The organism is Pseudomonas proteolytica, assembly GCF_007858275.1.
Lineage (GTDB): Bacteria > Pseudomonadota > Gammaproteobacteria > Pseudomonadales > Pseudomonadaceae > Aquipseudomonas > Aquipseudomonas proteolytica.
This window is the reverse complement of sequence record NZ_VFEV01000043.1, coordinates 1-23069: the sequence shown is the minus strand read 5'-3', so window position 1 is coordinate 23069 and position 23069 is coordinate 1. Positions and strand designations below refer to the sequence as shown.

Annotated in this window: 38 protein-coding genes; 19 read left to right on the top strand and 19 right to left on the bottom strand. The window is 57.6% G+C overall.

Annotated features, from left to right (window positions below):
* Window positions 1-2: 2 nt before the first annotated feature.
* The 19 genes from FIV38_RS25025 to FIV38_RS24935 form a co-directional block, all read right to left on the bottom strand.
* Complete coding sequence (locus tag FIV38_RS25025; RefSeq protein ID WP_092237425.1) at window positions 3-1088, bottom strand: minor capsid protein; 1086 nt, start codon at window positions 1086-1088, stop codon at window positions 3-5.
* Window positions 1063-2481: a DUF4055 domain-containing protein gene (locus tag FIV38_RS25020; RefSeq protein WP_092236058.1), complete on the bottom strand. Its 1419-nt coding sequence runs from the start codon at window positions 2479-2481 to the stop codon at window positions 1063-1065. Before FIV38_RS25020 ends, FIV38_RS25025 begins: the two co-directional genes overlap by 26 nt.
* A complete protein-coding gene (locus FIV38_RS25015) occupies window positions 2478-3767 on the bottom strand; it encodes a terminase large subunit (protein WP_235861031.1) in 1290 nt (429 codons plus the stop codon). Before FIV38_RS25015 ends, FIV38_RS25020 begins: the two co-directional genes overlap by 4 nt.
* Window positions 3768-3774: 7 nt before the next feature.
* Entirely contained in the window at window positions 3775-4251 is a 477-nt protein-coding gene (locus FIV38_RS25010; protein ID WP_038440814.1) for a DUF2280 domain-containing protein, read from the bottom strand.
* Between the two features lie 31 nt (window positions 4252-4282).
* Window positions 4283-4906, bottom strand: coding sequence for a putative metallopeptidase (locus FIV38_RS25005; RefSeq protein WP_092236055.1), 624 nt, complete (start codon window positions 4904-4906; stop codon window positions 4283-4285).
* The gene (locus tag FIV38_RS25000) at window positions 4872-5054 is read right to left on the bottom strand and encodes a hypothetical protein (RefSeq protein WP_139273576.1); all 183 of its coding nucleotides are present in this window, start codon (window positions 5052-5054) and stop codon (window positions 4872-4874) included. Before FIV38_RS25000 ends, FIV38_RS25005 begins: the two co-directional genes overlap by 35 nt.
* A gap of 113 nt (window positions 5055-5167) precedes the next feature.
* Window positions 5168-5440: a hypothetical protein gene (locus tag FIV38_RS24995; RefSeq protein ID WP_092236051.1), complete on the bottom strand. Its 273-nt coding sequence runs from the start codon at window positions 5438-5440 to the stop codon at window positions 5168-5170.
* 1 nt (window position 5441) lies between these two features.
* A complete protein-coding gene (locus FIV38_RS24990) occupies window positions 5442-5765 on the bottom strand; it encodes a peptidase M48, Ste24p (RefSeq protein ID WP_092236049.1) in 324 nt (107 codons plus the stop codon).
* 436 nt (window positions 5766-6201) lie between these two features.
* On the bottom strand, window positions 6202-6783 hold the full coding sequence (locus FIV38_RS24985) for a hypothetical protein (RefSeq protein WP_092236044.1): 582 nt from the start codon (window positions 6781-6783) through the stop codon (window positions 6202-6204).
* Window positions 6780-7379: a recombination protein NinG gene (locus tag FIV38_RS24980; RefSeq protein ID WP_092236043.1), complete on the bottom strand. Its 600-nt coding sequence runs from the start codon at window positions 7377-7379 to the stop codon at window positions 6780-6782. The genes FIV38_RS24985 and FIV38_RS24980 overlap by 4 nt, the downstream gene beginning before the upstream one ends.
* Window positions 7376-7891, bottom strand: a complete 516-nt coding sequence (locus FIV38_RS24975) for a hypothetical protein (protein WP_092236041.1) — start codon at window positions 7889-7891, stop codon at window positions 7376-7378. The genes FIV38_RS24980 and FIV38_RS24975 overlap by 4 nt, the downstream gene beginning before the upstream one ends.
* Entirely contained in the window at window positions 7888-8364 is a 477-nt protein-coding gene (locus FIV38_RS24970; RefSeq protein WP_092236040.1) for a hypothetical protein, read from the bottom strand. The genes FIV38_RS24975 and FIV38_RS24970 overlap by 4 nt, the downstream gene beginning before the upstream one ends.
* Window positions 8361-8996, bottom strand: a complete 636-nt coding sequence (locus FIV38_RS24965; RefSeq protein ID WP_092236039.1) for a hypothetical protein — start codon at window positions 8994-8996, stop codon at window positions 8361-8363. Before FIV38_RS24965 ends, FIV38_RS24970 begins: the two co-directional genes overlap by 4 nt.
* Window positions 8993-9496, bottom strand: coding sequence for a hypothetical protein (locus tag FIV38_RS24960; RefSeq protein ID WP_092236037.1), 504 nt, complete (start codon window positions 9494-9496; stop codon window positions 8993-8995). Before FIV38_RS24960 ends, FIV38_RS24965 begins: the two co-directional genes overlap by 4 nt.
* Complete coding sequence (locus tag FIV38_RS24955) at window positions 9496-10896, bottom strand: DnaB-like helicase C-terminal domain-containing protein (RefSeq protein ID WP_092236035.1); 1401 nt, start codon at window positions 10894-10896, stop codon at window positions 9496-9498. The genes FIV38_RS24960 and FIV38_RS24955 overlap by 1 nt, the downstream gene beginning before the upstream one ends.
* On the bottom strand, window positions 10893-11717 hold the full coding sequence (locus FIV38_RS24950) for a replication protein (protein WP_092236032.1): 825 nt from the start codon (window positions 11715-11717) through the stop codon (window positions 10893-10895). The genes FIV38_RS24955 and FIV38_RS24950 overlap by 4 nt, the downstream gene beginning before the upstream one ends.
* 2 nt (window positions 11718-11719) lie before the next feature.
* The gene (locus tag FIV38_RS24945; protein WP_092236029.1) at window positions 11720-11980 is read right to left on the bottom strand and encodes a hypothetical protein; all 261 of its coding nucleotides are present in this window, start codon (window positions 11978-11980) and stop codon (window positions 11720-11722) included.
* Window positions 11980-12456, bottom strand: coding sequence for a phage regulatory CII family protein (locus FIV38_RS24940; protein ID WP_236300294.1), 477 nt, complete (start codon window positions 12454-12456; stop codon window positions 11980-11982). Before FIV38_RS24940 ends, FIV38_RS24945 begins: the two co-directional genes overlap by 1 nt.
* A gap of 28 nt (window positions 12457-12484) precedes the next feature.
* Entirely contained in the window at window positions 12485-12679 is a 195-nt protein-coding gene (locus FIV38_RS24935) for a helix-turn-helix domain-containing protein (protein WP_010566447.1), read from the bottom strand.
* Between the two features lie 99 nt (window positions 12680-12778).
* On the opposite strand from FIV38_RS24935, the gene FIV38_RS24930 reads away from it, so the two are divergent.
* The 19 genes from FIV38_RS24930 (at window position 12779) to FIV38_RS24840 (ending at window position 22914) form a co-directional block, all read left to right on the top strand.
* Entirely contained in the window at window positions 12779-13510 is a 732-nt protein-coding gene (locus tag FIV38_RS24930; RefSeq protein ID WP_092236026.1) for a S24 family peptidase, read from the top strand.
* A 21-nt stretch (window positions 13511-13531) separates the two neighbouring features.
* Complete coding sequence (locus FIV38_RS30550; RefSeq protein WP_235861030.1) at window positions 13532-13966, top strand: hypothetical protein; 435 nt, start codon at window positions 13532-13534, stop codon at window positions 13964-13966.
* A gap of 29 nt (window positions 13967-13995) precedes the next feature.
* The gene (locus FIV38_RS24920) at window positions 13996-14196 is read left to right on the top strand and encodes a hypothetical protein (protein WP_092236023.1); all 201 of its coding nucleotides are present in this window, start codon (window positions 13996-13998) and stop codon (window positions 14194-14196) included.
* Window positions 14197-14249: 53 nt separating this feature from the next.
* A complete protein-coding gene (locus FIV38_RS31030; protein WP_034135940.1) occupies window positions 14250-14540 on the top strand; it encodes a helix-turn-helix domain-containing protein in 291 nt (96 codons plus the stop codon).
* Window positions 14521-14760, top strand: a complete 240-nt coding sequence (locus FIV38_RS24910) for a hypothetical protein (protein ID WP_034135941.1) — start codon at window positions 14521-14523, stop codon at window positions 14758-14760. Before FIV38_RS31030 ends, FIV38_RS24910 begins: the two co-directional genes overlap by 20 nt.
* 54 nt (window positions 14761-14814) lie before the next feature.
* Window positions 14815-15333 (top strand): hypothetical protein, encoded by a 519-nt coding sequence (locus tag FIV38_RS24905; protein WP_076965249.1) that lies wholly within the window; start codon window positions 14815-14817, stop codon window positions 15331-15333.
* 65 nt (window positions 15334-15398) lie between these two features.
* Entirely contained in the window at window positions 15399-16088 is a 690-nt protein-coding gene (locus tag FIV38_RS24900; protein WP_158497575.1) for a DUF1828 domain-containing protein, read from the top strand.
* A 139-nt stretch (window positions 16089-16227) separates the two neighbouring features.
* Complete coding sequence (locus FIV38_RS24895; RefSeq protein WP_034135944.1) at window positions 16228-16446, top strand: hypothetical protein; 219 nt, start codon at window positions 16228-16230, stop codon at window positions 16444-16446.
* Between the two features lie 155 nt (window positions 16447-16601).
* The gene (locus FIV38_RS24890) at window positions 16602-16838 is read left to right on the top strand and encodes a hypothetical protein (protein ID WP_052224698.1); all 237 of its coding nucleotides are present in this window, start codon (window positions 16602-16604) and stop codon (window positions 16836-16838) included.
* Window positions 16839-17272: 434 nt separating this feature from the next.
* Window positions 17273-17506, top strand: a complete 234-nt coding sequence (locus tag FIV38_RS24885; protein ID WP_057712066.1) for a hypothetical protein — start codon at window positions 17273-17275, stop codon at window positions 17504-17506.
* A gap of 60 nt (window positions 17507-17566) precedes the next feature.
* The gene (locus FIV38_RS24880; RefSeq protein ID WP_092236019.1) at window positions 17567-18109 is read left to right on the top strand and encodes a hypothetical protein; all 543 of its coding nucleotides are present in this window, start codon (window positions 17567-17569) and stop codon (window positions 18107-18109) included.
* Window positions 18110-18171: 62 nt separating this feature from the next.
* Window positions 18172-18423 carry a hypothetical protein gene (locus FIV38_RS24875; RefSeq protein ID WP_092236015.1) on the top strand — a complete coding sequence of 84 codons (252 nt, stop codon included), beginning with the start codon at window positions 18172-18174 and terminating at the stop codon, window positions 18421-18423.
* A gap of 473 nt (window positions 18424-18896) precedes the next feature.
* Complete coding sequence (locus FIV38_RS30545; RefSeq protein WP_092236012.1) at window positions 18897-19163, top strand: hypothetical protein; 267 nt, start codon at window positions 18897-18899, stop codon at window positions 19161-19163.
* Window positions 19141-19371 carry a hypothetical protein gene (locus tag FIV38_RS24865; protein WP_092236009.1) on the top strand — a complete coding sequence of 77 codons (231 nt, stop codon included), beginning with the start codon at window positions 19141-19143 and terminating at the stop codon, window positions 19369-19371. Before FIV38_RS30545 ends, FIV38_RS24865 begins: the two co-directional genes overlap by 23 nt.
* Window positions 19368-19595: a hypothetical protein gene (locus FIV38_RS24860; RefSeq protein WP_092236006.1), complete on the top strand. Its 228-nt coding sequence runs from the start codon at window positions 19368-19370 to the stop codon at window positions 19593-19595. The genes FIV38_RS24865 and FIV38_RS24860 overlap by 4 nt, the downstream gene beginning before the upstream one ends.
* Window positions 19596-19652: 57 nt before the next feature.
* A complete protein-coding gene (locus FIV38_RS24855) occupies window positions 19653-20813 on the top strand; it encodes a coiled-coil domain-containing protein (RefSeq protein WP_235861029.1) in 1161 nt (386 codons plus the stop codon).
* Between the two features lie 53 nt (window positions 20814-20866).
* A complete protein-coding gene (locus tag FIV38_RS24850; RefSeq protein ID WP_092236003.1) occupies window positions 20867-21856 on the top strand; it encodes a RecT family recombinase in 990 nt (329 codons plus the stop codon).
* Window positions 21856-22518 carry a lambda exonuclease family protein gene (locus tag FIV38_RS24845; RefSeq protein ID WP_092236001.1) on the top strand — a complete coding sequence of 221 codons (663 nt, stop codon included), beginning with the start codon at window positions 21856-21858 and terminating at the stop codon, window positions 22516-22518. The genes FIV38_RS24850 and FIV38_RS24845 overlap by 1 nt, the downstream gene beginning before the upstream one ends.
* An 84-nt stretch (window positions 22519-22602) precedes the next feature.
* Window positions 22603-22914, top strand: coding sequence for a hypothetical protein (locus FIV38_RS24840; RefSeq protein WP_092235999.1), 312 nt, complete (start codon window positions 22603-22605; stop codon window positions 22912-22914).
* Window positions 22915-23069: the final 155 nt, after the last annotated feature.

The window sequence follows — 23069 nt, the reverse complement described above, 5'->3', positions numbered from 1 at the left end:
GGTTAAATTCCGGCCTGCTCGAATGCCAGAGGCTCCAAAACCTTCATCTGGGCGAGCGTTAACGGCGCAAAGTTGCGATCAAGCTGTAGTTCAGTGAAACGCTCGATGGTCAGACCTCCCTCGCGGAACAGCTTGGCTCTTACAGGCCCGATTGCGGCATCCTGAAACGCTGCTGGTTGCTGCTGTAGCCAGTGGTAGTAGTCGAGACTGGCGTTAACCTGCCTACCACCGTCAGCGCCTACTGAAGCCCGCGTGGCATCCTTGGCGAAAAGCTCGCTGAGCCTGATCAGCATGATCCACGTGGTTCGGCAATTCGGGTGAAACGGCGGCCTTGGGCCAGACTCGACCGGAAACCTGCGGCCATCCAGTGAGCGGCATTGCTGGCTGGTCTTGCTGTCCAGCGTGGCCACCATCTGGATTTCTTCGACGATATCCGTGTTGGCCTTGGCGACCTCCATCCGTGCCTGGGATGACACATGCTGAATGGCGGTGTGCACAACCGTGCTGGCATTGCGGTTGGTAGTCGCGAGAATCCCGTCTTTGTACCCCGCCGCCTTGGTACCGCGAATGTTGCGAATGATCTGGAAGTTGGTTTGCCCCTCGAAGAAGCCTTGCCGGATCGTGCCGGTTACACGCTCACGCTCTGCGCCAGTCCACCCCTTGATGAAGGCCTTTAGCAGCTTCCCGCCACCGGTACCACGCACGCTGAGCGGGTTCGTCAACACTGCGGTACGGATTGCAGCAGCCGTCGGGGCGACCACATCCAGCGACACGCCAACCGGCGCCGACCTGACGAGACTTGTCGCCTCAAACTCAGCCTCGTAGTTGGCAATATCCACCAGGTCTAGGTTCAGTTGCGCGCTGTAGCGGTCGAAAATGCCCAGTAACAGGCTGTCGACCTCTTTCAGCAACGCTTCCAGACGCTTCGTGTTGTATTCCGTCAGGTCCGACTGGGTCAGCCGCTCACGGATAGACCGGTCAATCTCCTTGAGGAAGGGAGCAAACTTGCCCACCTCCCCCGCCTTGAGCTTTTCGAGGAACACTGCGTGCCGGATGGTTGCATCAAGTATCGCTTGGTTCACCGCCATCTACTTTGTCCTCGTCGTCCAGGCCCAGGCCGTCGCCCTGCTCTTCCAGCTCGCCGTCGATCTGTTGGTCGGTGCGCTCTGGTGCGATCAGTCCAAGCTTGCGTAGGTAGGCTCGAAGATCCGCTTTCGCGAAGCCACCGTTCTGCCACAAGCCCACCAAGGCCGTGATCATCTGCGGATCGGCCGTCAGCTCGACGAACTCTTGATTGACCTGGTAGGCGACCTTCTTGTCGGTGATGCCCATGTAAGCGCAGCACCACATGATTGCCCGGGTGTAGGCCTCGCTGACGTTCGCCACGCACCCGGCCAGCACCGATGTCGAGGCTGACTGATCGCCGCGGGACTCCGTAGCGGTCTTGGTAGCAAGTGACGCAACCACCATCCGGGCGCCCAGCTCGATCATCATCTGGTTCTTGTCGCCCATGGCCTCCTTGACCAGAGTGTTCGGAGCGGGCTGTGCATAGCCAAATGCACTACCAGCAGGCAGAAGCATCGGCGCGCGCGATCCGACGTAGACACCCTTTGCCTCGAGCAGCTTTACCCACTGCTCATCCAAACCACTGATCCAAGGCTGTGCCTGCCCACACCAGAAAACGCTGTCTTCGTAATCGGCACTGTTCCGGTAATGGCCCAGGTTGATCATGGCGATGTCGTAGAGCGGCGACTCGTCGATGCTTGGATCGTTGTTCTGTGCACCGACGAAGGTGAACGGGATCTCCTTGAGGCGACCGGTTACACCTTCGGGCTTGAACTCGTCGATGACTGCCAGTGGCCCGCCACCTTTAGGCCCAGACCGGCGCCAAACGCGGCAAACGAAACCGTCGTCTTCCAGCGCCAGCTCCCGGTACTGCTCAACCGTCTTGAAACCAAAGCCTTCAGGTATCTCTGGCGACTCGCGCAGCACCACTAGGGTCAACACACTATGGCCGTTAACCATTCCCGTGCGCCAGTTGATGATGTCCTCGGCGCAGTAGGAAAGGATCACCGAGTGGCCGCCGATACCGTCGTCCTGGTGATAGTCGACGTACAGGCCATGCCGACCGGCCTCAAGCACCTTCTCTAGCGTGCCCTGCGAGTGCTGGTAGATGCTCACGCCCGAACCGTTGGCGTTGTCCTGCAGGTATTCCAGCTTCTTCGACACCGTCAACGTTGGGTCTTTGTGGAACGCCAGGCCGAGCAGCCCGTTACGGGTGTGCCCAGTGGCGTTCTTGAATACCGCACGTTCGCGATAGGCCTTGTTCCGGTCTAGGTTCTCAGGCGACTTGTCGTGTGAGTTGATGTACGGCAGTCGGTCGACAACCCGGTGCTGGCCGGCACAGACGTCGCGAACGGTTGCCCAGCGATCCAGCACAGCTATGTATTCCGCCCGCTTGAAGGAGACGTCGTTGCTCATCGGGCGTATCCCATTTTGATAGAAGTGACGATCGCTTTGATCGGATAGCGCTTGGCGATGAAGTAGCCGGCGGCGTCGTTCATGTGGTCATGACCCTTCTTCGGGTCTTTGTCCGGCTCGCCCTTGTCGGTGTAGGTCTGTCGCTCCAGGCACAAGGTGAGCTGAGGGCACTGGTCGATATTGACCTTCAGTCGTCGCTCGCCGTAGGCGTTCAGGAACATGGCGTTTACCGAGTTCACGCGGTCTTTCACACCAGGGTTTGTGGAGTCGACGATCACCGTGAATTTTGCTTTTTTCAGCAGAGACAAGTCGGACTCGCTCGCGTTATTGCTGCTGGTGTTCTGCCCGCTGGCGTCGGGATAGACCGCCACCGAGTGCCCAGGGAATCGTGCCTGGATCTTCTCGATCATCTCCGGTGTGTCCCGAACACCGTGAAACTCATCCAGGGCCATCGGCAAATCGTTACGCACGACATAGACAACGGCCGCCATCTTCATGACGTTGAAGTCCATGCCGATGTGCAACGCCTCGCCCGGCTTGATTCGCTCGCTGGTTCGGCACTCGTCGCGATTGAACGTGTAGTAGACGACGCCCGCGTAGTTCTCAAAGCCGGCTTCGTACTCTTGCCGGAAGGTGCGCGGGTCCATCTTCCGGCGTGCCGCCTCAAGCTCTTCAGGAGGAACGTTGCCGCCTTGTAACGAGGTGTACTGCCAGCTCTTGTGGTCCGGCTCGCCACCTGGTTTACCGTCCAGATAAGTGTCGTAGCAGTGGTTGAAGCCCTTCGGAGTGCCAATGCGAAGTGCATGGCCTCCCTTTCGCATACCAACGTCAGGAATCTGGTACTGACAAGTCGATAGCATCGGCCGCAGAACTTCTTCCCACGCCGCCCACGGGCAGTCGGCCCATTCATCCACCAGGACGAAGAACAGGCCGGAGCCGCGCAGGTTGTCGTAGTTGTCGAGCCCCACCACGCGCATGACGTGGCCGGACTTAAGGGTGATCGAGCATTCCGTCTCGTTCGGGCGGTGTGCACGCCATGCTTCGGGGATAGCCTGCTTCAGTCGCCGCCAGAACACGCGCTTGGCCTGTTTGAACGTCGGCGCGCCATACCAGATCTCGTCCTCAACACTCACGCCCCACTCAGCAGCCAGGCGGGCAGCACGGCGCATTTCGGCCTTGCCCAGGAACGTCTTGCCGAACCGGCGGCCACACACCGCATCGCGGAAGCGGGCCTCAGGCTGGAAGCCCCAGCAGTAAATGTTCGCCTGCTTGGTCGTCAGTTTCACTGGTGGGTCAAAGGTACGGGGTAGCGGGGACATTCTCATCAGGCTCCAAGGTGTACTCAGCAACGGCGTGCTGCTGGTCCGCTTGGGAGCCCAGAGGTTTCTCAGGTTCGAGGCGGCGATTCACGTAGACGTCGCCCACCTCTTTGGCGGCCTGCTCGTACAGCTGAGCGGTCAGCGCCAGGTTGCGCATGCTCTCGGCCTTCTCAGCCATTCGTCCCAGGCCACGAAGTCGATAGGCGCGGTTGGCGATGGGTATCTCTGCGGTCTCTTCGCGGAATCGCTTACGAGTATCGTGAAACAGGGTCACCCACTTCACCGCCAGCCCCTTCCCAGCAGACTTGGTTGGGTCGTGCGTCTCCACCTGCTGGCGGCTCACCACAACCCCGTATTCGTTCTTGACGGCTTCCACCACCTGGGAGGGGGTGTCAAAGCACGCCAGCGCCTGAACGATGAAGCTCTTAACCTCATTTTTCAGGGCTGCCATAAATTCTCATCCGTCTAGAGCCTGTCAAGAATCAGGCCGATCTCAGCAGACAGGTTCCGCAGGCCCTCGCAATGTTCAATTTCCCCACCTCAGCAGGACTGTTTGCAGCATCCACCAACGCTTGAACGTCAGGGCTTGCACCGTAGCGGCGGACGACACCGACGAACTCCTCGACATCGTGGCCACGCATCTCGAGCTTCGGCGCCCCTTCTTTGGTGAAGGCTGGCTGACCGTACTTATCCATGGCATGAGCAATGTGGTAAAGCTCGTGCTCCAGGAGCGCACAGAACTCAAGGTCGCTGCACTGGGCGCAGTAGTCGGCAGCCAAGGTGATGATGAAGGCCGGCACATCGCCGAACCAATCACGCATCTGTTGTTCCATCCGGGCCTTCTGCCAGCCACCAGCGCGGAACGCTACCTGCTCGGCCTGGCCTAGAATTGTACGACCCTGCTTCTCGAAGCTAGACGAGGCCCACATGATCCGGATGTCTGCATCCAGTAGATGAGCATGGTCTTCATTGTGAATGCTGCCGGTGTCAGCAAGGATCTCGGCCTGGAGCCACTCCCACACTTCGGGCGCAGGCGTCAGGCGGATACCGAAGTCGGAGAGATCGGACAGCTCAAGCAGGTTCGCCGGGGGAAGAGGCCTGTTCAATTGGGATCACCTTGATCTCACCCCATACCGGGTGAAAGTCGACTGTCTCGCCATCGGTGGACTTGATCGGCTGGTCGGCAACAACTGCGATACCGGCCTTTGTGTCGCACCAGATCACGTGTGTAGCGGGCTGGCCGTCGATGATCACCTAACGCCGGCCTCGGCCATCATCCCTGTAGTGGACGTGTTCGCCTGATTGGTCGCTCATGCCCTACTCCAATTGCGCGCCACGATTTGGCACATTCGAAAACGTGGCGCGGATTATTCGACCTTGCCGAAGACATAGCCGCGTCTCGCCCAGGCATAAGCCACCACACCGGCATGAAGCATCACGCCGAACGGGTTGACCCAATGGCCTTGGATGGCGGTCACGAACGCGCCGAACGCACCAATGGCTACCAGGTAGAAGGCTGAACACAGAAGCGGCTGGTCTACGGGGCGAATCCGGCGAAGATAGTCACACGCAGCCAGGGCCACCAATACGCACAGAAGCGCATCAAATACCCCCATCACTGAAACTAGGATGCTGTTCATGTCAGGCACCTCGCGTCGTCGGGAAAGACCCTATGACTGCTTTGATGGCTGGGATGATGTTCATGGCGGTCAGGCCAAGTACGAAGGCAACACCGCACAGGAGGTTGTCGTCTACTACAAGTTCCAGTCTTGTAGCGAGCCAGCCAGTGACGGGCTGTGTCAGGTACACAGAGAAAAAGAAGCCGGTGGCCACCGCTGCGGCTGCCTGGCCCCGAGTCAGATCTCTGAGGAAGCCAAGAGACAAGATCGAGCCAATGAATGCAGCCATGACCACGCCGTACTTCACCAGCAATACGCTGGCGGCTGTGCTCGCTGGTTCTGCCATTGCTCTCTCCATTGCGAGTTGAATCAGTCCCGGCAGCACTCCCAGCTCGGGGCAATGGGTGTGGCGGGGCCGAAAACGAAAAGGCCCCGATCAATGTCGAGGCCCTGAATAAGTGTGCGCGTCTTTCCGCGCTGTCTGCCAGAGACAATCCAAGCGTCGACGCCCCAATGCATCGATCTCGCCCTTCCTGTCTCGCGCCACTCCACAAGCATGTGAGGTCAGAGTGCACGGGCTGCCGGTGTTTTTCCGTAGCGCTGCACTACCGGCTTATCAGCGTCCAGGCCTCCCGAGGGCTGCCCTGGCTGCAGTGAATTTTGAGCAATAAAAAACCCGGCTCGATGGCCGGGTTTTCTTGGATCAGTAATTAAGTTGCCGAAGGCAAAATTATCAGGATGGCGCTAATATGCCACCAGCCGAGCGGGAACGCAATAGGGCCTCAAGCGGCCTCGCGCATTTCGTAAATTACCGCCGCAACCGGGCTGAGCGCTCGGCGGTCCAGATCCTCGCAGCACTCGAATGCGAGCTTGATATAGCCACCCCACTCCCGATCCCATCGAACCGACTCCAGGCGCACACCGTAGAACTGCCACATCCACTCCCTGAACTTCTCGGGATTGGCGAACGGGTCTTCGTTGGCCGACTGGCCGCCCTGGTGCATGTACTGGTACCGACGCATGACGCCCTTCACCACATACTCCAGCTTCTCCCGCTTGGCCGCCGTCATGCGTGGCGACTTGCTCTGCACTGCCAGGAATACCACCTCCTCGGCTGCCTCACGGATGTCGTCGCTCTGCTCAGCGGCGTACATGAAGTCGCCGAAGACGCGGATCTGCGGATGTAGCCGAGCGATTGCCGACTGGATATGCCCCGCCAGCGCCCCATGCACCGCATGATTCGCCGTAGGGCCGCGCTCGGTGTTCTGCACCACCACGCCCAATTGCACAACATCAGAGGTCTGGCCCGGGGCCGGGTTGTATTTGCAGTCATGCCACGCCTGGCGCGCTGAGTTGATCTTCATGCTACCTGCCCCTTCTTCAGTTCTCTGGTCTTTGCCCGGTACGCAGCCTTGATGACCTTGATCTCATCCACGGTGTACTTGCGCACGCTCTGGTCGGATTCCAGGGCGTCGACCGCCTCCTGGCCGATGCGCGCGATCAGGCCAATCCGGTAGTCCACCGCGTTGCCGGAGAGGAATCGGTTATCCTGCTTGCTCTGTGCGTGGCAGTTGCGCTCATCGAAGCGCAGGTGCGGCGCAGAGCCGACGCTGCGGTAATGGCCTGCATCTACCGCGTTACCGCTCCAGTCCAATGGCTTGCCGCTGGATATGCAGAGGTGGCCGGCGGCCTGGTCCCGGGTGCGGATGTACTCGTTGAACGCCTGCTGTGCTTCGCGAATGTGGTAGCCACGAGTCTTGAGCGCCTCCTTGCGCACCTTGATCTCCCGGCGGCCGGCCTGGGCCAGCGACTTCTTCTCCTTGGCCTTCTGCACCTCTACGGTGGCCAGCGCACACTTAGGGCTGCACACCGCCTGACCGAGGCGCTGCGGGACAAATGAGGCCCTGCATGCTGGGTTCTTGCAGGTCTTTGGCTTGGGTTGTTTGGCTTGGAGGCTCATGCGACCTCCTTGAATGCTTCGAACTCGGCCATCTCGGTCAGTCGCTCTTCGGTGAGCGTCGGCCAATCATGCAGCACGAGGTATGCGCAGCACTGGCGCCAAAAGTCTTGGAAGATCTCTTCGCCCATCGAGTCGTACGAGAGGCTGCGCGGCGTCTTGCGGGTGAGTTGGCCCAGACCAGGGATGTCGAACAGCTCCTCGTCGCAGTAAACGCCAGACTCCAGCTGCAGGGCCTTGATTGCGTCGTGGGACTGCTTTCCGGAGAACCGTTCGATGTTCTGGCTCAGCACCCGGCCCAGGCCGTGGACCAATCCATTGAACCGAGGATTGCGCGGCTGCTTGAGGTCGGCGCGGATCTTCGTGTTGATCCGGAAATCCCGCTCGCGAAGGATCGACCGGTCAGCGTCGGAGGAAGGCACGAAAGCGGCCACCTCCTTGCCGGTGGCAGGGTCGACCAGACGGCGCAGCACCAGGTACACGGGCATTGGGCGAGGCTTGGCAGGCTTGGTCATGCTGCAACCTCCGTCAAAGGTTCGCCGGCGCGCCGGGCCAAAAGATGTTCACGCGAGATAAAGGCGTCGACGACGAAGCCGCCAAGGTCGATCGCCAGCGGAATGCCCTCGCCGCGACCGCGCGCCACGTAATATTTGCGATCCTCGCGACCCTGCACCGGGTCAAATACGAAGTAGCCCTGGTCGGTAACCTCGATCAGGATCTGATGGTTGCCGCCTTCGATGTTGAGCGAAGGTGACGTGCACATATAAACGCCTTCATCGGCTAGCGGTGGGCAGTCCAGACTGAAGAAGGCCGTGTATTCAACGCCGAGGCGCTCCAGCATCTGCCGCAAAGTCAGCTCGCCGGCGCGATATGGCTGATGCATCTCTTCGATGACTTCCTGTGCCGGCCGGCCAACGATCATTGCCATGCAGGTCGACACGCAGCTGTAAGCGCACGGTTGCATCTGGTGAGTGATGATCGGGTTCATGACTGCTCTCCATTGCCCATGGCGGCGGCCTCTTCTTCCCATGGGAAAGGGCTATACGACTCAAAGTCAGTCTCCCAGTGAGCAGGCTCAGTCATGCCTACGTTGTCGTGATGGGCCTGGTGATGGGCACACCTGAAAACGTAAAGTCCCGAACCCTTCTCGAAATAGTCCTCCCGATATTCAAGGATCTCAGCCTGGATCAGGGCCAACTGCTCGACGGTAATCTGGCCGCTGATAGCGCTGATGAATGGGTCATCGCCTTCGCTGTTAAAGACCTCGATCCAGACCGACTCTTCACCATTGCGCCAAGCGTTGGTGTCGTACTGGGTCTGCTCAATATCGTCGCGCAGCGACTCGTTCTCGGCCTTTAGCTGGTCGCGCTCATTGCGCAACAGGTCGTGGTCGTACCCAGTGTGTTCAAGCTCTGCCTTGAGCTGGTCGATCTGCTTGCCTCGCTCTTCTGACGCGTAGCTGACCTTGTTGTAATTCGTGCAGATCTGCTCATGCGCTTCCCGAAGCCGATCGTTCTCGGCGATCAGGGCCAGGACTGCGGATGGAGTTGCTACCGTGTAGGCATGGCCAAGCGAAAGATGATGCTCGGCCAGACGCTGCAGTTCGGTGTAGTCGGTCATTGCGAGATCCCCTTCAGCAGTTCCTGCAGCTGTTTCAGCTTGCCCACGGCCGCTGCGTTGGTTTCGCGCTCAACCTCCACGGACAGCGCCACCTCTTCGATGCGACTGGCGAGCGCCTTCATGCGCCTGCTGAAATCATCAGCCAGGCTCACAACCTCACCGGAAAGGCTGGCCAGAACATCCAGGGCACCTTCGGGCTTCTTGATCGAAACAACGGCTTGTTTGGCTACCTGGGTCACGGCTTGCTCCTTGATTTTTTTGGGGGTCGCTGCGTCACGCTGAAACTTGCCACCAACCGGCTCACGGATCAGACCGGCTTCCTTGAGTTCGCCCAAGGCGCGGCGGATGGCGTAGGGCGATGCGCCGGTGGCCTTGGCTGTGAGGGCGGCACCGTGGATTTCGTGATTGCTCCAAGCCGCCTGGATGGGAACGAGGGTGAAAACCTTCTGAGCGATTGAGGACTGACCGGCGAGAATCTGTTGCTGTCTGGATTCGTTCATCAGAAACCACCCCGTGGGTTAAAGTCGTTCAGAAGGGATTTGGAGGACTTGCGGGGCGCTGGCGCGGCGGCCTCTTGCTGCTGCTCACGTTGCCCGGCGTAATTCACGAACCGTGCATACTCGCCCTGGTGCTGCAGCAGGCAGTGGCCGACTGCTGCATGACGGTGCTTCACCACGTCGATCTCGGTTACGCCGCTGCGCCCAAGGTCTGAATCAGCGTCGCGGTGGGCGATCATGATGATGTCGGCGTCCTGCTCAATCTCGCCGGAGTCGCGCAGGTCGGACATTTGCGGCTTCTTGGTCGAGCGCGTCTCGATGCTGCGATTGAGCTGGGCCAGGACGATGATCGGGATGTCCAGTTCCTTGGCCATTGCCTTGATGCCCCGACTGATGGCGCCCAGCTCCAGGTTCCGGTTCTGCTGGCGAGAGCTAGCCTCTGGTGCGATCAGGCCGATGTAGTCGATGACGATCAAGTCCAGCGGCTTTGCGCGGTGCTGAAACCGGGCGATGTTGCGGATGCGGCTCAGTGGCAGCCCGCCCTTCTGACAGATGCGCAGATCGGCAGAGTGCATGCGGCTCACGGCGCCGGTAATGCGCGTGATCGATTCGCCGTTGCCCATGGCCTGGCCGGTGTCGATGCTGCCAAGCGTTACCGCCGAAGAAGACGCCAGGCTGCGCTTGGAAAGCTCCTTGGCAGACATTTCGAGCGAGAACACCAGCGCTGACTTGCTTTCTCGGATAGTCAGGTTTTCGGCGATACCCAGGCCCAGCGTGGTTTTACCAGTGCCCGGACGCCCAGCGATGATGATGACGTGTGAGCCGCGCAGGCCTTGGACCAACTCGTCCAGATCCTTCAACCCCGTGGCGTGTCCGTTGATGCCCTCGCCATTGAAGCGAGCGTCCATTTCGTCAACGACCGGGCCGAGCGCTTCACGTAGGCTGATCACATCCGGCTCGTCGTCTTCGCTGTTCAGGGCCAGGACGGCCTCTTGAGCGTCGGCGATGATCCCGGCCAATGGTCGTGCGTGGCTCGCCATGTCGATGATGGCTTGACCGATCTCCGCGACCTTGCGGGCCTTGGATCGCTCTACCACGATTCGGGCGTATTCAAGACCGTTCGCGGCGCTTGGCACACCGTTATAGATCTCGGAGGCCCGAATCATGGTCAGTTCGCCGCTGGACAGTTCGTGGCGAATGTCAGCAATCGAAACAGGGTCTGCAGGGCGGCCAGCGGAACGGGCGGCAAGGATCAGCGTGTAAATCTCAGCAACGTCTTGGTCGTAGAAGTCGGTCGGGCTAACCATGGCGCCGATCGTTTCAATCAGGTCTGGCTTGATGAACAGGGAGCCGACAACGCCGTACTCCGCTTCCATCGCAACCAGTGGACGGTCAGTAATCATAGGGCCTCCAACACTTTCAGGACCTTGTCCTGGCGGGTCAGAAACTCAATATCAGCAGTCCAGCCACGGTCGTTCTCGCCGATCCAGTGCTTGTTGGTCAGGCAATCGGTGAAGTACGCAGTCCAGAACTCACCCTTGCGGAAGGGATGAACGCCGTTGATCTCCAGGTTCCAGCAGCCCTTGATCAGGTTCTTGCGTTTGTTCGAGAGCTTCAGGCACTTCGGCAGCTTCTCGCCGCATACGGTGTTGTAGATCTCAGCGATGCGTCCGTATGGGATTCGATCAACCTTGGCTGCAGGAGGCTGATCAGGTTCTGGGGTGCCCTGCTGTTCCGGTTCAGATTCCAAATCCTCGCCGGTCGAAGCGTCAGCGGCGACAACTGCGTTAGCAGTTAGATTTGTATTTATGTCTTTTATGTGTGTAATTTTCGACACAGTGGCAGGTGTCTTTTCTACACAGTGTGTAGATTTCAACACAATGGATTTATGGTCAATTTTCCATTCGTTGACGGGTAGGAAAGTGATCGGATCACGGCTTCCACCATTACGAAACAAAACCCGCTGGCGAATCAGGGAGTTGATGGCCCGAGATACGTTTGCGCGCTCAGACACAGCCTTGTCTTCGTCGCTGTACATCATCTTGGCGATGTAGAGGGCCGCTACCTTCACCGCTTCCTTGTTGTAGCCGCTGGTGAGCCTGTGGATCGCCAGGGCGACACGCAGCTCACGGCCTGACAGGTCTGCACCTATCAAGGCTTCGTACAGGTCGTTGTCCATCCGGGTAAATCCCCCGGTATTGCGAAGTGGGATGACATTGCTCATACTTAATGCGTCCTGATATTTGAAATGCTCGCTTCGGTTGCAGCCGAACGAGACAAAGAAGCCCGCAAATGACTCATGCAGTCGTTGCGGGCTTTTTTCTTGGCTGGATCGCTGTAGGAAAGCCGAACCAGTAGCGCAGCCTTCTCTGCTGCGAATTGATGAAACTCACGGGTGCCCGCCTCCACCGGCACTGAGTCAGCGAGTTTTTCCAAGGCCTCATCGAGAACCTGATTGATATGACGCGCAGGGTGCGGGCGAAACATCAGGCCACCTTCACCGAGGCTTTCAACTGCGCCAGGGCGCTCTCGGCATGATCGATCTCGCGAAGAATCCGGGCGCGATCAACCTGGTCTACTCGACCATCAGCCATCGCCGCATGCGTCTCGACGGTGACTTCTGCAAACTCCAGGGTTGCGCGCCCCAGTGCGTCATGAATGTCGATAGCCTTAGGCTGATCCGTCTTCATGATCGAATAACCAAACTCGCCAGCCAGTGCAGCCAAGGGGCGCATGTCATCCGTATGCAGCAGCAAGGCATACAGGTGCTTTACGTTGAACCAGGCGTTGTCGTAATTCGCGTTGGCACGCTGAAGCAGGCTCACAGGAGGCATACTCATCAACGTGGCGAGATTCTTGGTGTTCGCCTCTTCTACGGCGGTGTCGCAAGCCCTCAAAAAATCCTGCATGCCTAAAACCTCGAAATTCTTTACGTGGCGCCCTGCAGGTGCAGAGGCGATCATTTGCTCAATGGAACGGCGGACGGGGATGTCAGGCGGCGGTTTTCTTGGCGCCTTGGGCGTCCAGTTCCTTGAACACGTCTGGCCTGGCGATGCGCAGAAACATCATCCGAGCCCTTGGGATGCCGTATTTCCTCCAATCGCTTACTGATGGAGGTCGCACTTCACACAACTCGGCGACACGGAAAGTGCCACCGAGAGCGTCAATAATTTCATTTGGGTTCATGCCTGATTTCTCCGGCTATTCGCATAGGTACGGATATTAGGCATACCTTTTATTTAGGTCAATAGGAATACCTTAGATGCCTGGTGTTAGGCTCCCCTAATGAGGACACTTCAAGAACGGTTAAAACTGGTGATGGCCGGCCCGCCAAAAGTTACGCAGGCCGCCCTGGCTCGCGCTTGTGGCATTCGCGCGCCGTCTGTAAACGACTGGATCTCAGGGAAAACAAAGACGATTGAGGGGCAGAATCTTTTGATCGCTGCCGACTATCTGAAGGTGATGCCGATGTGGCTGGCTACTGGAAAGGGGCCGATGCGTAAGGGGGTGGATGGTGGAGCGCAGCCTGCAAGCAAGGAGAGCAATGTCGTGCTGATTGAGTCTCGCCGAAAATCGCAAGATTCCAGCTTCATCACGATCCCTCAGCTGGACGTGGCCGGCTCAATGGGGCCGGGAAGAGTGCCGCCCGATCACATCGAAGTGATCAGGGATATTACCGTTCATCTCGACTGGCTGAAGACTCAGGGCTTGTCGTATTCCAAGCTAGAGAACCTGGCCATCATCGATGGCGATGGTGACAGCATGGAGGGCACTTTCCGTAATGGCGACGCCCTGCTGGTAGATCGCGGCATAACCGAGATCCGAACCGATGCGATCTATGTCTTCACGCTGGAGGGCGAGCTTTTCATTAAGCGGCTTCAGCGCCTGACAGGCGGCTCCCTGCGCATGATTTCAGATAACCCCGTGTACCCAGCAATCATGATCGAGGGGGATATGCTCGCCAAAGTGCATATCCAGGCCCGTGTTCTGCTTGTCTGGAATGCCCGGAAGCTTTAGGCGATTACCAAAATGCCACGGATGACGCACAAGAGCGAAGTGCCGCAGTGGGATGATGCAGAACTGATCCAGCACTTCAAATTCTGCGCAACTATGCAGCTAAGGACGCCACTTAGGATATTGCAGCACCATAACGATACTCACTGGGATCGCACGCAGCCCCCGCCGAAGATTATCGAAAGGTCCTGGCAGGGCATTTGGGTGCCGTGCACAAGGCTATCCGGCCTTTTCGAATACGAGGCGACGATGGCCTCCGAAATTGGTCAGATCCCAGTAAGTGGCGGCGACTTCTTGCGCTTTCTACTGACTATCCGTGAGGCAGTTGAATCCCGTAGCACAGGAAAGCACGCGGCGGCTCTCTCCGTTGCCAGCAGCAAGTCCTGGGAGTCAATTGTTGAAAGGCTTGGCGGCGCTCAAAACGTGGCGATGCGACTTTGCAAAGCTAAAGCCGGATAAAAATTGCACAGAGTTCTGCCGGAGGCCCCATGCCCCTCACCAAGCCCGACCAAGAGCTAAGCCGCGAACTCAAGACCCTAGCGCTTGATATCGAGCAGGCCGCAGACGAAGTGCTGAGAATCACTAATGACTGCCGAGATGTCGATGCGACAGCTGCCCTTATGCTGATTGCGAAACTCTACAAGCATGCGGATCGGGCGGCGGCGCTTGCGGATGCGGTGAAGGCGTGAAGGTTGTGCGACCTACCTAGCCAGAATGGCATTGCGCACTTGAGCGAGAATTTATGCGTAATCATGGCTTGTGGATATGGGAAGAAGACGAGTGCCTAGCCCTTCGCAGAGCGATTGCCGCTTATAACGCAAGCAGGCAAAAGGCGGATCGTCTAGCTCGGAGCGCCATAGCGAGCGAGATAGGGGTATCCACTTCGACCATTAATAATTATTTTCTAGGTACTAAGGCTCTAGACATTGAGGTTGCTCAAGCGGTTCTTAAGCTTACCGGCATTCCTGTGGAGCGGTTCAGTCAGAGGCTCGCAGAAGATCTGAGGTTAAAGCATGACCCTAACCAAACCTAATCAAGACCTAAAGCGCGACCTCCAGGGCATCGCCTCGGACCTCAAGTGGTCCGCTGTCGAACTGATGCGAATCGCTGAGCGATTGAGCCTGGCCGGAAATGAGGCAGACGCCCAGGCCGTGCTGAAGATCTGCCGGGTGATGCAGTCCGCCGAGGACAAGCTCGCCGGGTATGCGGATGAGGTGCGGGATGGCCGGATCGTGCGGGAACGGGCTGAGTAGGTAGCGCGGCGGGAATTGTAAGCTGCATTAATAAGGGTGAGGAGTAGTACCAGGATGGTTTCTAAGAATCTCATACCTTATGAAGAGGCTATGAAGGGCATCAATACTCAGAAACGATGGTTTGGCGGGGACCGAATTGATTGGGTCATGACCAGCGTTCATAAGTGGCCATCGACGCACAAGTATCGTGCAACGCTCATGGTAGGCGAGCGAACCCTGGAGGGTCTTTTCGTCCAGCTTGAGTATAAGGCTGGCAAGGTTGATGGCGTACCCGAGCACCTTTACTTCGGGTTCTTTGTGAAAAGCAGCCGCTCATTCGCCGTCGACGAAGGTGGCTTCACTCGCCATCGAAACAAGGTCGGAAAAGGTCTCGCCTACTACCAGCAAACCATAGGCCATCCACACATGCACATCCCAGTGCTTGAGGCGTCCTATGGGTACGCTGAGCCCATTCCCAGAGAATCCGCTGAACAGCTATGGCAGCTGTTTCTGATGCGTGCCAATATCACAGGCGCACCAAAACTGAATTTACCTGATGAGATAGGCCATGACGGCCAATTGAGGCTGATATGAACTGCGCAGACCTTGGAAGCGCACTCGCTCTAACCTGTATCCCGGTAAGCGAAAGCGTTATTTACATGGAAAGCCATGTCTCCGTCCCGTACGACGGCAACTTGATCGGTGCCTACGTCCAAGACATAGGTCGCGGCAGGGTCCGAATCTCGGATAACGCAGACACCCTTTTCCACGCGATGACTGTCGGCATCCAGCCAACGGCCGCGCGCGGCAGAAAGCTGGCAGCGATAGCTATGGAAAATCATGTCCAGCTTTCTGATGATGGTGAGATTTTCGTTGCCTGCGATCAAGCCGAGGCACCGTTTTATCTAACGCAGATAATCGATGCTGCCACCGCTATAAGCCACCATTGCGGGCAATGGGAAGCGAGTGGAGAGTCCAGATTCGAGAGCCTTATCTCCGCCGCCTTGAGAAAGACCTTCCCTGGCAAGGTGAAGCGTAATTACTCAATTACAGGAGCCAGCGGGCACCAGCTGAAATTTCCGTTTGCCATTGACGTCGACAAGGCTGAGATTCAAGTGGTGCAAACTATCAGCGCGGTAGGCGGCACTCCTTACTGGCCCTCTGTGTACCAGGCGCTTGGAAAAATGATCGACATCAAGAATGCGATACCTGGCATTCGTCGGACGGTGATTTTTGAGGAAGCGGCTGCGAATGAAATTGCCAAGGCCTCTGCCGCTCTAGCTGAATGCGCATCCGTTCTGATCTACACCTCGCCAGCGCAGTTAACTTCGGCGCTCCGCGCTGCTTGAAATGTAGCTGTATTCAATAGCCCGGCCCAGCGCCGGGCTTCTTGTATCTAGACCCACCCCTTCGGCAATCTGGCGATCAGCGGGCGTTATTACGCATTCTCTTGGGCTAGACTTGGGCTGAGCTATGGAGGAATCACGCATGGAAAAATCGAAAACAGCACAAGAGATTCGAGCGCTTCTACTCAGCCAGCGCCCCGACCTTAAAGAAGATCTTGCGAAGATTTCAGACCTTGAGGTGCTGCAGTTCATGGCATGCGCCTATAAAAGTGCGATTGATATCAAAGAGGCCGAACTGGTTGAGATCGATAGGCTACTGGACGAGGCTGCCAGGGCGCTCTTTTCCCCTGTACTCCACTGATCTGCCCGCGTATCCAACGCAATTAACTCCGCAGTAGGTGCCTGGCATGTTAACGACCAGCCCCACTTGGTTCTTGCGCACCCTCGCCCTGGATGCCAATGGTGGCTGTACGCCACGAATGGTAAAGTGCTGGCTCAATTACGGGAGGGATACCAATGATCGGGAAGATAGTGATAGGTCTGGTAGTGGCGGTTGTGCTGTTCCTAGGGTTTGGCGCCATTGTCGGAAACACACCTGAGGGAAAAGCAAAAGCGCGTGCACGCGATGCAATTGATCTATGCCATCGAGAGGAAAGCAGCTACACAGGCTCCGCTGGAGCTAAAGGAATAATCAGCGGCGCCTGCCGCAAGCTTGAGGATGATTTCAGAAAACAGTTTGGCTACGCGCCGTAACCGAACAGGAAATGTAGAAGCCCGCCACTGAGCGGGTTTTTTCATGCCTAACGAAAAATAATTAGGCATACCTATTGACTACAAAAGAAGGAATGCCTAATGTTCACCCCATCGAGTCACCCAACAGGGACTCGCCAGGGCCTCAGGGCCTGACCGCTCTTTAACAGCTCAGGAACTTCGCAGATCGATCCCCGGCAACGGGCACAGCGCGAACAATAAATTCGATCTCCACGCCAGCTCTGGAACTGGCCGTGCTCACCAGATGTGAGTACGCGAAACCACGCAAGCCGGTCGGCGAAGAACACCGTCCACGAAATGTGTGACGCCGACTAGAGATATGAATCGGGCGATGAGCGTGGTGGAGAGAGCAGATTTCCTCGATGACCTTGGCGACAGGGTCATCCGGAAAATCAAACAAGCAAGGAGATACAAAGATGGGCAGACAGGTAACGGTGAGCTTGGTGCCGCTGCTGAAAGCAGGTTGCACGCTCAGCATGCATAAAGGCCATGACGAAACATGGCTGCGAGTGGTGATGCCAGACGGCGGTCACTTCAACAGTGATGCCGAGGACTGCCTCAGCTTCGACTGCCGGAGCATTGAACACTCCACCAATGCATGGATGGAGAAGTGGCTTATCGCAAACGGCGTGCCTTATGCGCATGGCTGATCCGAATATTCCTGATGCCGCTTCTATGAGGCGGCATTGGAAATCAACGGGAGTCACAAAATGCTCAACATCAACGAAGACGATCTGAAAACCGCAATCGTAGCCAAGGTATCTGATGAGCTTCTGCGCGCCGGCGATGACCTTTCCGGCATGGTCGCTGCGGAACTGAAAAAACGCATCGACAAGATCTTCAACGAGCGCGTAACAGCGCAAATTGAAGCCGCAATCAACGAAACCATCAACGGTTCGTTCGAACGCGAATATCGCCGAGTTAACACCTGGGGCGAGCCAGAAGGCCCGGCCACCACCATCCGCAAAGAGTTGGAAAAGACCGTGAACGCTTACTGGTCAGCCAAGGTTGAACCGCGCACCGGCAAAGCGGCAACGAGCGACTACAACACGGTCACCCGAGCCGAATACATCATGACTCAGGTCTGCGCCGAAGACTTCACAAAGGAAATGACCCAGAGCGTGCGCAACGTATCGGGCGCCCTGAAAGACGGCCTTCGCATCCAACTGGCCAAACAGATGGACACCATGCTGGACGGCCTGTTTCACATCAAAAGCTTGCAAGACCAAGGCAAGGCTGAAAAGCCGTACTGACCTTTTCACTGATGCCCATCCAGAGCGGTGGGCATTGGGAAAACAACCGGAGACAAACTCAAATGCACATCGAAACGCAAAACATCGAATGTCTGCAAATTTCGTCGAACGACATGCGAACGGTTGACTACCAAGAGCGTGTAGCGCTTCCGGCTGTAGTCAAACTCAAGACAAGGTTTGAAGAGGCGCTGGCTACTGAGGGGGTTGGAGAGATTGCCACGGAAATTCTGACTCGATATCTGGAGACGGTTAACGGTGTGATTGATGAGTACAAGGCTAGACGGGTGGCTCAGAAAGAACTGTTTCCAGCATGAAGCATCACCTCTGTCCATTCCGCCGAGTGGGCAGACGGATGCGGACGAAACTGCGGCCTATAACCGACCACCTGCATCACAGATGGCGCCCTGCTGTTTCAGGCCTGCCATCTGGTTTCACAAATGCCTCTAGTCCCCCTGGAGGTATTTGGAAGCCCCGGGGCCCACTGCACATCCCGCCGGGAGGGAGCCGAAAGGTAGCAGCAGCCCGCACATGCGGATTAATTCAATAGGTGGCCACTGCCTTCCCAGTGAGCGAACGATAGGAGGGTTTCACCATGGACTAGCCAATAGCTGCCCGACGCCACATGCGCCCGGCAGGCTTGTACGTAAAGAGGGAAAAGCCCGGTTTCGACTGGGCTTTTTTACGCGCCTCTACCCGTCAGCACTCCTCCCCCGCGCCCATCGGCAACCAGCGGAAGGCATGAGTGTTGACGAATATAGGTGAACAACCCGCCAATCTGGAGGCGACCATGATCCAAAGTCACCAAGCTCACTGCGATGTAGCACTTGCAATGAACCAACGCCGCAATATCTCCATAGCCTTTTGTCTCGGCATGGTCGGCTCCAGCACGCCAAAGAGCTCCCCCCGCTACCGTGTAGTTCCAGCGGGCCACGAGTTCTTCCACGTCGTCGAAGCCTCCACCGGAAAGGTGAAGGGGTTCCGCCAAGACCACAATGAAGCCTGTGCCCTTTCCCGGTCCCTGGAGTCTCGCCATGCCAACCAGCTACGCGGATAGCGCCCAGGCCCGGGAATCCGACAGGCGCTGGGATTTACCGAACTTCGGTAAAACTCAGCATTTCGATCTGTTCCACGAATACACGGCAGAAGACCTGGCGAAGATTGAAGCGCGCCGCCTTAGAGAGCGCGCCAGCTTAAAGCTGCGTATCAGCGTAGCCATGGGGCAGATGGAACTGATCTGCCCGCCAGTAAGGGGCGCTGAATGAACATCGCTCAGCGCGACCACCAGAACGCCGTGAGCTGGATCGAGGGCGAGATCAAAAACATGATTCGCGACCTGGGAAAGACCAATGCCAGCGCGGCCGCTACATCGTGCGTCACCCTAGCTTTCATGCTGAGAGTTATAGACGACAACGAGCATCGGCGCTTCCGCGCGCGCATCGACGAGATCTACTCCAACTACAACGCATCGCCCGTTACTGCCGCCTGACGGCATCACCCAACCTTACTACTTTCAATGCTGCGCCTGGCGCGGCGAGGAATCGTCATGTCCAAAAATACCAATCAAGCACTTGCACAAGAATCGCTCGAAACATCTGAGGCCCCAGAAGTGAACAAATCTGTAACGCCTGCCGTTTCGATAACCGACATCGTCGAATATCAACCGCATGAAGAACAGATCGTTCGCCTAGAGACCACCTACGCGAAGCTGGTCGTTGATTGCTCGACGAGCGAAGGTTTGGCAAATGCCAAAGAGGTTCGCGTCGACATCCGCGACGTGCGCTATGCCCTGGCGAACACCACCAAGACAGCATTGGTGCCATACCAGCAGAAGGTGAAAGAAGCGCAGGCACGAGTTAATCAGGTCAAAGATTTTGGCGAAGCGTTGAAGGCCCGTGTTTTGGTGCTCGAAGAGCCTGTTGATGACGCCATCAAAGCCGAAGAAAAACGTGTCGCTGACGCGAAGGCCGAGAAAGAGCGCCTGGAACATGAGCGCATCGAAGCCATCCGGACAAGAATCAACCGCTTCAGCTCTGTCGCTGCCGCCTATGCAAGCCGAAGCGCAGCCGACGTCTATAACATCCTGCAGGGCGTCAAGGAAGCGGTGATCCTGCCCGAAGAGTATGGCGAGTTTGAAGCTGAAGCCACCATCGCTCGCGACAATGCGATTGATCAGTTGGAAGCACTGCACAAGTCTGCCCTGGAGCGCGAAGCGGCCGCCGAAAAGCTACTGGCACAGCAAAGGGAGCTTGATGAGCTCCGCGAGAAGCAACGAATCGCAGACGCAGAGGCTGAAGAACTTCGCAAACAGCGCGCAGAAGAAGACCGCAAGCGCTTGAAGCAGCAACAGGATGAGTTGGACCAGCAACGCCGTGACATGGAGGCTCAGCAACGTCAGCAGCGTGAGCAGCAGGAAGAGCAACAACGCCAGCAGCGCGAGCGCGAGGCACAGTATCAGCGCGACCAGGAAGAGCTGGCCCGTCTGCGCGCCCAGGCTGCCGCGCCTGCTCCAGTAGCGGCTGTCGCTGCCGCTCCAATCGAAAAGGAAGTTGAAACTGCGCCTGTTGCAGTAGTCGCCGCCTCCATGGCTTCCATCGACGTAGACCCGACTTCACCCCCGGCTGAAGAAATTGTCGAAGTGGTCGCCCTGGGCTTCGACGTTGACATCGACACCGCTCGCACTTGGCTGCGTGCCCTCAGCTTCTAACCACCCTTTCCATCTGACGGCCAGCACAACCCATGCTGGCTACGGAGAGCGCTATGACCGACACAGACACCCAAGCCCAAACAGGCCTCGCCACTTATCACGACCCATCGCACAACGCTGCAGCACTCATCCTCGACCCGGGCACCATGAAGTCGATGAGCGATCTCGCGATGATGATGTCAAAGGGCGTTACAACAGTCCCTAAGCACCTCAAAGGCAACCAGGCTGACTGCATGGCGGTAGTGCTGCAAGCGATGCAATGGCAGATGAACCCATTCGCGGTGGCGCAGAAGACCTTTATCGTCAACGGTGGCGCATTGAGCTATGAGGCCCAGCTCGTGAACGCAGTGATCACCGCCAAGGCGCCGGTCAAAGGTCGCTTGAACTTTGAGTGGTTCGGCTCCTGGGAAAACGTCATCGGGAAGATGCGCGAAGTCACCAGTAAGACCAAGAAGGACGAGGATACAGGCGAGCCCAAAAAGTATCGTGTCCCGGCCTGGAGCTTTGACGACGAAAAAGGCCTCGGGATCAAGGTCTGGGCAACTTTCAAAGGCGAAGACGAACCCCGCACTCTTGAGCTGTTGCTGACCCAGGTTCGCACACGCAACTCTACGCTCTGGGCGGAAGACCCGAAGCAGCAAATCGCATACCTGGTCACCAAAAAATGGGCGCGACTCTTCTGCCCTGACGTGATCCTTGGTGTTTACACCCCTGACGAATTCGAGGACTCGTACGGCGGCGAGATCGATATCACCCCCGCCAAGCAGACTGCGAACACCGCTGCCGCGGCAGGCGTGTCGTTCGGGCCTAAATCTTCATCGCCTGACATCGACGGAGTATTTGCGGATCTTCTGGTCGTCGCGAAGCGCCAGGACATCGAAGCCTACGCAGCAGCTTGGGCGGGCCTCAAGCCGAAGCAGCGAGCGGCAATCGGTCTTGAATGCCACGAAGCACTCAAGAGCATGGCGGCGACCGTTGATGCTGACTTCACCGACATGAGCGGCTCCAACGCAGACCAGCCCCATTCAGAGGAGGCCGCGTAGTGAGAACTGAGCTTCAGGGCACGGACAAGTGGCATGCAGACCGATCTGGTCGCGTGACAGCCAGCCGCTTTAAAGACGCGTTGGCCTGGGGAAAGCCTGACAAACATGGGAAGCGCGAGCCGATGGGCGCGCGCACCTCCTATATGCGCGAACTGTGCTTCGAGCGGCTGGCAAAGAAGTCCAAACACAACGTCAGCAGCGCCTCCCTGAAATGGGGGCACGCTGAAGAGCAAAAGGCCCAGGACGCCTACGAGATGCTGACCGGCAACATCGTCCTCCCCTCCGAGTTCATCGTCCACCCCAAGTACGACTGGCTTGGCTGCTCTCCCGACGGCCTGATCAACGATGACGGCGGTACTGAATCAAAGTGCCCTTTCAACGAAGCAATTCACATCAGGACCTGGCTCGAAGGCATGCCCGAAGAACACATCCCGCAGATTCAGGGATGCATGTTCGTTACAGGTCGCAAGTGGTGGGACTTCATTTCGTTCGATTCCCGTCAGGATGAGGAGTGTCAGCTCTATATCGAGACGATTTACCGCGACGAGGACTACATCGCAAACCTGCACAAGGAGCTGGTCCAGTTCAACCTGGAACTCAATCGCATGGTCGACGAGGTCGCAGACAAGGCACGGGCGCAAGCCCACCGCCTGGGAGCCTGACCATGCGCCCCATAACCCGCATCCAGCAACGCAAACGTCAAACCTGGCTCGCACTGCCGGCCAGCGGAATAGAAGAGGTAGGCCATGGCTGCCGCGCAGAAAGACCGATCGGCAAAGACTGCGGCGAGGCGAAAGACTCGCGGCGAGGAAGAATTGCGACTCCACACCATGTCCGGAACCCGCCAGGCCTTGGCTGACCTGATGGCCTGGCACAGCATCAAGGAACAGGGCGAGGCCATGACGCTGATGATTCACCACCTGCACGGCCTGGGCCAAGCGGGATCAGCTCAGTTTCTCGCACCGCCGCGACACGAATACGTGATACCCGAAAACGTGTCGGCAAAACTGCAGCTCGCCTACAACCGCGAAGCCCTTCGCATCTACCACGACGAATAACCCACCCTACTCGCTGCATCCGGTAACGCGGAGGGCGGCGCTTACCCGAGGAACACCGATGAAAGCCAAGACAATTTCTATCGAGGCTGACGGCCTCAAAATCAAAGGCACTGCCGAACGTATGATTCAGCTGCTCGCGGCTAGCTTGTTTGTGC

What these genes read in the sequence shown, in the direction of transcription:
- FIV38_RS25025 (WP_092237425.1), bottom strand. Translation starts at nt 1,088, where the DNA reads ATGGCGGTGAACCAAGCGATACTTGATGCAACCATCCGGCACGCAGTG.
- FIV38_RS25020 (WP_092236058.1), bottom strand. Translation starts at nt 2,481, where the DNA reads ATGAGCAACGACGTCTCCTTCAAGCGGGCGGAATACATAGCTGTGCTG.
- FIV38_RS25010 (WP_038440814.1), bottom strand. Translation starts at nt 4,251, where the DNA reads ATGGCAGCCCTGAAAAATGAGGTTAAGAGCTTCATCGTTCAGGCGCTG.
- FIV38_RS24995 (WP_092236051.1), bottom strand. Translation starts at nt 5,440, where the DNA reads ATGAACAGCATCCTAGTTTCAGTGATGGGGGTATTTGATGCGCTTCTG.
- FIV38_RS24990 (WP_092236049.1), bottom strand. Translation starts at nt 5,765, where the DNA reads ATGGCAGAACCAGCGAGCACAGCCGCCAGCGTATTGCTGGTGAAGTAC.
- FIV38_RS24985 (WP_092236044.1), bottom strand. Translation starts at nt 6,783, where the DNA reads ATGAAGATCAACTCAGCGCGCCAGGCGTGGCATGACTGCAAATACAAC.
- FIV38_RS24980 (WP_092236043.1), bottom strand. Translation starts at nt 7,379, where the DNA reads ATGAGCCTCCAAGCCAAACAACCCAAGCCAAAGACCTGCAAGAACCCA.
- FIV38_RS24975 (WP_092236041.1), bottom strand. Translation starts at nt 7,891, where the DNA reads ATGACCAAGCCTGCCAAGCCTCGCCCAATGCCCGTGTACCTGGTGCTG.
- FIV38_RS24970 (WP_092236040.1), bottom strand. Translation starts at nt 8,364, where the DNA reads ATGAACCCGATCATCACTCACCAGATGCAACCGTGCGCTTACAGCTGC.
- FIV38_RS24965 (WP_092236039.1), bottom strand. Translation starts at nt 8,996, where the DNA reads ATGACCGACTACACCGAACTGCAGCGTCTGGCCGAGCATCATCTTTCG.
- FIV38_RS24960 (WP_092236037.1), bottom strand. Translation starts at nt 9,496, where the DNA reads ATGAACGAATCCAGACAGCAACAGATTCTCGCCGGTCAGTCCTCAATC.
- FIV38_RS24955 (WP_092236035.1), bottom strand. Translation starts at nt 10,896, where the DNA reads ATGATTACTGACCGTCCACTGGTTGCGATGGAAGCGGAGTACGGCGTT.
- FIV38_RS24950 (WP_092236032.1), bottom strand. Translation starts at nt 11,717, where the DNA reads ATGAGCAATGTCATCCCACTTCGCAATACCGGGGGATTTACCCGGATG.
- FIV38_RS24945 (WP_092236029.1), bottom strand. Translation starts at nt 11,980, where the DNA reads ATGTTTCGCCCGCACCCTGCGCGTCATATCAATCAGGTTCTCGATGAG.
- FIV38_RS24940 (WP_236300294.1), bottom strand. Translation starts at nt 12,456, where the DNA reads ATGATCGCCTCTGCACCTGCAGGGCGCCACGTAAAGAATTTCGAGGTT.
- FIV38_RS24935 (WP_010566447.1), bottom strand. Translation starts at nt 12,679, where the DNA reads ATGAACCCAAATGAAATTATTGACGCTCTCGGTGGCACTTTCCGTGTC.
- FIV38_RS24930 (WP_092236026.1), top strand. Translation starts at nt 12,779, where the DNA reads ATGAGGACACTTCAAGAACGGTTAAAACTGGTGATGGCCGGCCCGCCA.
- FIV38_RS30550 (WP_235861030.1), top strand. Translation starts at nt 13,532, where the DNA reads ATGACGCACAAGAGCGAAGTGCCGCAGTGGGATGATGCAGAACTGATC.
- FIV38_RS24920 (WP_092236023.1), top strand. Translation starts at nt 13,996, where the DNA reads ATGCCCCTCACCAAGCCCGACCAAGAGCTAAGCCGCGAACTCAAGACC.
- FIV38_RS31030 (WP_034135940.1), top strand. Translation starts at nt 14,250, where the DNA reads ATGCGTAATCATGGCTTGTGGATATGGGAAGAAGACGAGTGCCTAGCC.
- FIV38_RS24910 (WP_034135941.1), top strand. Translation starts at nt 14,521, where the DNA reads ATGACCCTAACCAAACCTAATCAAGACCTAAAGCGCGACCTCCAGGGC.
- FIV38_RS24905 (WP_076965249.1), top strand. Translation starts at nt 14,815, where the DNA reads ATGGTTTCTAAGAATCTCATACCTTATGAAGAGGCTATGAAGGGCATC.
- FIV38_RS24900 (WP_158497575.1), top strand. Translation starts at nt 15,399, where the DNA reads ATGGAAAGCCATGTCTCCGTCCCGTACGACGGCAACTTGATCGGTGCC.
- FIV38_RS24895 (WP_034135944.1), top strand. Translation starts at nt 16,228, where the DNA reads ATGGAAAAATCGAAAACAGCACAAGAGATTCGAGCGCTTCTACTCAGC.
- FIV38_RS24890 (WP_052224698.1), top strand. Translation starts at nt 16,602, where the DNA reads ATGATCGGGAAGATAGTGATAGGTCTGGTAGTGGCGGTTGTGCTGTTC.
- FIV38_RS24885 (WP_057712066.1), top strand. Translation starts at nt 17,273, where the DNA reads ATGGGCAGACAGGTAACGGTGAGCTTGGTGCCGCTGCTGAAAGCAGGT.
- FIV38_RS24880 (WP_092236019.1), top strand. Translation starts at nt 17,567, where the DNA reads ATGCTCAACATCAACGAAGACGATCTGAAAACCGCAATCGTAGCCAAG.
- FIV38_RS24875 (WP_092236015.1), top strand. Translation starts at nt 18,172, where the DNA reads ATGCACATCGAAACGCAAAACATCGAATGTCTGCAAATTTCGTCGAAC.
- FIV38_RS30545 (WP_092236012.1), top strand. Translation starts at nt 18,897, where the DNA reads ATGATCCAAAGTCACCAAGCTCACTGCGATGTAGCACTTGCAATGAAC.
- FIV38_RS24865 (WP_092236009.1), top strand. Translation starts at nt 19,141, where the DNA reads ATGCCAACCAGCTACGCGGATAGCGCCCAGGCCCGGGAATCCGACAGG.
- FIV38_RS24860 (WP_092236006.1), top strand. Translation starts at nt 19,368, where the DNA reads ATGAACATCGCTCAGCGCGACCACCAGAACGCCGTGAGCTGGATCGAG.
- FIV38_RS24855 (WP_235861029.1), top strand. Translation starts at nt 19,653, where the DNA reads ATGTCCAAAAATACCAATCAAGCACTTGCACAAGAATCGCTCGAAACA.
- FIV38_RS24850 (WP_092236003.1), top strand. Translation starts at nt 20,867, where the DNA reads ATGACCGACACAGACACCCAAGCCCAAACAGGCCTCGCCACTTATCAC.
- FIV38_RS24840 (WP_092235999.1), top strand. Translation starts at nt 22,603, where the DNA reads ATGGCTGCCGCGCAGAAAGACCGATCGGCAAAGACTGCGGCGAGGCGA.